General features: G+C 70.7%; 4 protein-coding genes and 1 pseudogene. 1 reads left to right on the plus strand and 4 read right to left on the minus strand.

Annotated features, from left to right (window positions below):
- From G3I65_RS36785 to G3I65_RS36795, 3 genes and pseudogenes are all read right to left on the minus strand, one after another.
- A pseudogene (locus tag G3I65_RS36785) lies at window positions 1–285 on the minus strand (hypothetical protein); the annotation flags it as partial.
- A gap of 16 nt (window positions 286–301) precedes the next feature.
- On the minus strand, window positions 302–1978 hold the full coding sequence (gene ettA, locus G3I65_RS36790) for an energy-dependent translational throttle protein EttA (protein ID WP_160700181.1): 1677 nt from the start codon (window positions 1976–1978) through the stop codon (window positions 302–304).
- Window positions 1979–2096: 118 nt separating this feature from the next.
- Complete coding sequence (locus G3I65_RS36795; protein ID WP_309235909.1) at window positions 2097–4124, minus strand: cytochrome c oxidase assembly protein; 2028 nt, start codon at window positions 4122–4124, stop codon at window positions 2097–2099.
- Between the two features lie 55 nt (window positions 4125–4179).
- On the opposite strand from G3I65_RS36795, the gene G3I65_RS36800 reads away from it, so the two are divergent.
- Window positions 4180–4818 (plus strand): phosphoglycerate mutase family protein, encoded by a 639-nt coding sequence (locus G3I65_RS36800; RefSeq protein WP_160700182.1) that lies wholly within the window; start codon window positions 4180–4182, stop codon window positions 4816–4818.
- Here G3I65_RS36800 and G3I65_RS36805 read toward each other — a convergent pair.
- On the minus strand, window positions 4792–5259 hold a 468-nt coding region (locus G3I65_RS36805; protein WP_203612622.1), incomplete at its 5' end, for a sensor histidine kinase. The two genes, G3I65_RS36800 and G3I65_RS36805, sit on opposite strands and share 27 nt — an antisense overlap.

Raw genomic sequence — 5259 nt, forward strand, 5'->3', positions numbered from 1 at the left:
CAGGGCCGCGACCGCCCGCCCGACGGTGGCCGGCCGCATCCCGAGCCGGACGCGCGAGGACACGACCAGGCTCTCCGCCCGGATCCACTGCTCGTCGGCGCCGGCGGTCTCCGACAGCGCGGCCGCGCGCTCGCCGAGGACGAGCGCGAGTTCGGGTGCGCGCAGGTGCAGCGCGTCCGCGCGTTCGATCAGCCGGCCGACTGCGGAGAGGGTTCCCCCGGCGTGGCCGGAGCGCCCGCTCTCCGGGGAGAGCGGGGCCGTCCGGTGCGCTTTGCTGGCCTCCACGGGGAAACCCGCCCCCTCAGTCGCGGGTCAGCTTGCGGTGGGTGACACGGTGCGGGCGGGCGGCTTCGGCGCCCATCCGCTCCACCTTGTTCTTCTCGTACCCCTCGAAGTTGCCTTCGAACCAGAACCACTTGGCGGGGTCCTCGTCCGTGCCCTCCCAGGCCAGGATGTGCGTCGCGACCCGGTCGAGGAACCACCGGTCGTGCGAAATCACGACGGCGCAGCCGGGGAACTGCTCCAGCGCGTTCTCCAGCGAGCCCAGGGTTTCGACGTCCAGGTCGTTCGTCGGCTCGTCCAGCAGGATCAGGTTCCCGCCCTGCTTGAGCGTCAGCGCCAGGTTGAGCCGGTTGCGCTCACCACCGGAGAGCACGCCCGCCGGCTTCTGCTGGTCCGGGCCTTTGAAGCCGAACGCGCTGACGTACGCGCGCGACGGCATTTCGGTCTGGCCGACGTGGATGTAGTCCAGCTCGTCGGAAACGACCTGCCACACGGTCTTCTTCGGGTCGATCCCGCCGCGGTTCTGGTCCACATAGGACAGCTTGACCGTCTCGCCGATCTTGACGTCGCCGCTGTCCGGCTCCTCGAGCCCGACGATCGTCTTGAACAGCGTGGTCTTGCCGACGCCGTTCGGGCCGATCACGCCGACGATGCCGTTGCGCGGCAGGTCGAACGACAGGCCGTCGATGAGGACGCGGCCGTCGAAGCCCTTCTGCAGCTTCTGGACCTCGACCACGACGTTGCCCAGCCGCGGGCCCGGCGGGATCTGGATCTCTTCGAAGTCGAGCTTGCGGTGCTTGTCCGCCTCCGCCGCCATCTCTTCGTAGCGGTCGAGGCGCGAGCGCGACTTCGTCTGGCGCGCCTTGGCGTTGGACCGCACCCACTCGAGCTCGGTCTTCAGGCGCTTCGCGAGCTTCGCGTCCTTCTTGCCCTGGACCTCGAGGCGCTCGCGCTTCTTCTCCAGGTACGTGGAGTAGTTGCCCTCGTAGCCGACGACGCGGCCGCGGTCCAGCTCCATGATCCACTGGGCCACGTTGTCGAGGAAGTACCGGTCGTGGGTGACGGCGAGGACGGCGCCGGCGTAGCGGGCCAGGAACTGCTCCAGCCACAGGACACTCTCTGCGTCCAGGTGGTTGGTGGGCTCGTCGAGCAGCAGCAGGTCGGGCGCCGACAGCAGCAGCTTGCACAGCGCGACGCGGCGGCGCTCACCACCGGAGAGGTGGGAGACGCCTTCGTCCGGCGGCGGGCAGCGCAGCGCGTCCATGGCCTGCTCGACGGTCGAGTCGAGCTCCCAGGCGTCGGCGTGGTCCAGCTCCTCCTGGAGCTTGCCCATCTCCTCGAGCAGCTCTTCGCTGTAGTCGGTCTCCATCAGCTTGAGGACCTCGTTGTAGCGGTCGAGCTTGACCTTGACCTCGCCCAGGCCCTCTTCGACGTTCTCGCGGACCGTCTTGTCCTCGTTGAGCTCCGGCTCCTGCATGAGGATGCCCACGGAAGCACCGGGCTGGAGGAACGCCTCGCCGTTGCTGGCCTGCTCGATCCCCGCCATGATCTTGAGAACGGTGGACTTACCGGCACCGTTCGGCCCGACCACGCCGATCTTGGCGCCGGGGTAGAACGCGGTGCTGACGTCGTCGAGGATGACCTTGTCCCCGACGGTCTTGCGCACCTTCTTCATGGTGTAGATGAACTCGGCCATACCCACGATCGTAGAGCGCGCCTGATCGCGTCTCGACGCCGGTCACCACCGGACTACCGATTGTCAGGCCCGGATCACCGCGAGCGTGCTTTTCGGGCGCCCGGACGGGCCCTCAACCTCAACTGGACCCCGAGGGTCGCTTGCCCTCCGCGAGGTTCTTGAGCATCGCGTTGTAGGCGTTCAGCTCTTCGTCGCCGGTGACCTCTTCGCGCCGGTCGCGCCGCTTCGCCTCGCGCTCGTCCTGGCGCGACCACTGCACCAGCAGCGCGATCAGCACCAGCAGCACCGGGACCTCACCGGCGGCCCAGGCGATGCCGCCGCCGAGCCGCTGGTCGGCGAGCAGGTCGGCCACCCACGGCAGGTGCAGCTGGCTGTAGAACGCCTGCCCGATGACGGTCTGCTTGCTCATCAGGATCACGCCGAAGAACGCGTGGAACGGCATCGCGGCGAACATCATGCCGAGCCTGCCGAGGTACGGGATCCGCCGCGGCGCCGGGTCGACGCCGATCACCGGCCAGTAGAAGACGTACCCGGCGAGCAGGAAGTGCCCGTTCATCACCAGGTGCGCCCAGTGGTAGTTCAGCGCGTTGTCGAACAGGCCGGAGAAGTACAGCGCGTAGAACGAGCCGACGAACAGCAGCAGCGCGACGACCGGGTGGGTCAGGAACCGCGACACCGGGGAGTGCACGAAGGCCACGAGCCACTCGCGCGGCCCCGGCGGGTTCTCCTTGCCCGCGGCGGGCAGCGCGCGCAGGGCGAGCGTCACCGGGCCGCCGAGCACGAACAGCACCGGCGCCACCATCGACAGCAGCATGTGGTTGCCCATGTGGACGCTGAACATCGCGGGCGCGTACCGGCCGATGCCGGACGACGTCGCGATGAGCAGCACCACGCAGCCGCTGACCCAGGCGACCGTGCGGCCGACCGGCCAGCTGTCGCCCCGGCGCAGCAGCCGCCGGACCCCCGCCAGGTAGAGCCCGCCCATGACGAGCGCCAGGACGCCGTAGACGAGGTCGAAGCGGGTGTCGAAGAGCAGCCGCCACAGCGTCGGCGGGCCGTCGAGGTCGTAGCCGATCAGGAGTTCGGTGGTGGAGGGCTGGGTGATCGCGTCCGCCGGTGGCGGCGTCCGCGCGAGCCCGGACGCGATCCCGATCGTGACGAACATGATCACGATCTCGACGGAAGCGAGGCGCAGCAGCTGCCCGCCGCCCTTGCCGTCCACGAGGTTCGCGACGCCCTTTTCGCGCTGCTGGTGGCCGAACACCCCGAGCAGCAGCAGCGCGACGGTCTTGGCGACGACCAGCAGGCCGTAGTCGGTGGTGAAGAGGTCGTTCAGGCCGATCCGGACCAGCGCGTTGACCACGCCGGAGAGCAGCATCACGATCCAGCAGACCAGCGCCAGCCGCGAAAACCGCCGCGCGGCCAGGCTGAGGTGGTTCCCGCGCCGGTAGCCGAGCGCCAGCAGCGCGATCAGCCCGCCGACCCACAGCGCCGCGGCGACCAGGTGGAACAGCAGGCTGTTGGTGGCGACGTCGTGCGAGCCGCCGCTGGCGGAGTGCCCGGTGACCGCGACCGGGACCAGGCCGACGACGGCGAGCGCGAACAGCACCGCCGTCCAGCCCCAGGTGAGCGCGAGCCGGCAGCCGAGCGCGACGAGGACCGCGATCAGCGCCGTCCACAGCCAGGCCTTCGGCTGCTCGATGGCGCCGACGAGGTCGAGCAGCGTCTGCGGGTCCAGGATGTCGCCGAACGGCTTCCCGGCGGTGTCGGCGGCGGTGAAGGCGACCGACAGCAGCGCGGCGGCGAACCACACCCAGGCGGCGATCCCCGCCGCGCGCAGGGCGCCGTAGCCCTCGGGACCGAGCGTGCCGGACTTCTGCGGCGGCACCAGGAACGCGGCCAGCAGCAGCGACCCGACGCAGATCACCGAAGCGGACTCCGACAGCACGCGCACGACCGTGACGCCGTACTGCGTGACCAGGCCCGGATCGGGCAGGCCGGCGATGACGTACCCGGCGCCGCCGGTGAGGGCGATCAGCCCGACCGCGACGACGGCGGCCAGCAGCACGCCGACCGAGAGCAGGGGCAGCACGCTCGCCCGGCGCTGCGTGGGGACGTCGGGTTCCTTCACGGACTGCTCGGACACGCCCCTGAGGGTATGCCCGCCCCGGTCAGGCCGGTGTGACGGGCAGGATGGGAGCGTGAAGATGATCCTGCTGCGGCACGCCGAGTCGCTCGGCAACGTCGACGAACTCGCCTACACGCGGATCCCCGACCACGCCCTGCCGCTGACGGCGAAGGGCGAGCGGGAAGCCCTCGCCGCGGGTCCGGAGATCGCCCGGCTCCTCGACGGCGAGCGCCCCGCCGTCTACGTCAGCCCGTACCTGCGCACGCGGGAAACGTTGCGGCTGCTGGACATCCGGGCGTCGTGCGAGCGGCTGCTGCAGGAGCCGCGGCTGCGCGAGCAGGACTGGGGCAACCTCCAGGACCCGGCCGACCAGGAGATCCAGAAGGCGCGGCGCAACGAGTTCGGGCACTTCTTCTACCGGCTGCCGTTCGGCGAGTCGGGCGCGGACGTCGACGACCGCGTCGCGGCGTTCCTCTCGGACCTGCGCCTGCGCGACGAAAGTCACCCCGAGACGGTGCTGATCGTGTCGCACGGGCTCACGCTGCGGCTGCTCTGCCGCCGTCTCTTCGGCTGGAGCATCGAGCTGTTCGAGTCGCTGTCCAACCCCGGGACCTGCGAGTACCGCGTGCTGGAGGAGCAGGACGGCAAGTGGTCGCTGGACCGCCCGTTCGCCCAGTGGCGGGACTCACCCGACGGCGAAACGCAGCTCTAACGGCGCGGTCAGCACGACGCGGGTGCCCTGCCCGGGCGCCGAATCGATGCGCGCGGCGCCGCCGATCTCAGCCAGGCGCGCGTGGATCGAGTTGTCGATGCCGAACCCGGCGCGGCGGGCGCCCGGGTCGAAGCCCGTCCCGTGGTCGCGCACGGACACCGTGACGACGCCTTCGCGCGCTTCGAGGCAGACGACGGCTCTGGCGGTTTTCGCGTGCTTCAGGGTGTTTCGCAGTGCTTCGCGGGTGGCGTCGTGCAGCGCGTTGACGACGGCTTCGGGCACGTCGGCGGGCTTCGCGAGCACGACGAGGTCGACGCGCAGGCCGTCCGCCGTCATCTCGACCGCCAGCGCGCCGAGGCGGTGTTCGAGCCCGCCCGGCTCGGCGGGCGCGTCGCCGTCGAGGCTCAGCCGCAGGCGCAGGGCGTGCGCGCGGGCGGTGCG

It is taken from the genome of Amycolatopsis sp. SID8362, assembly GCF_010550475.1.
Lineage (GTDB): Bacteria > Actinomycetota > Actinomycetes > Mycobacteriales > Pseudonocardiaceae > Amycolatopsis > Amycolatopsis eburnea.

Bases quoted from the DNA above. Each gene is read 5' to 3' on its own strand.
- ettA (WP_160700181.1), bottom strand. From the start codon at position 1,978: ATGGCCGAGTTCATCTACACCATGAAGAAGGTGCGCAAGACCGTCGGG.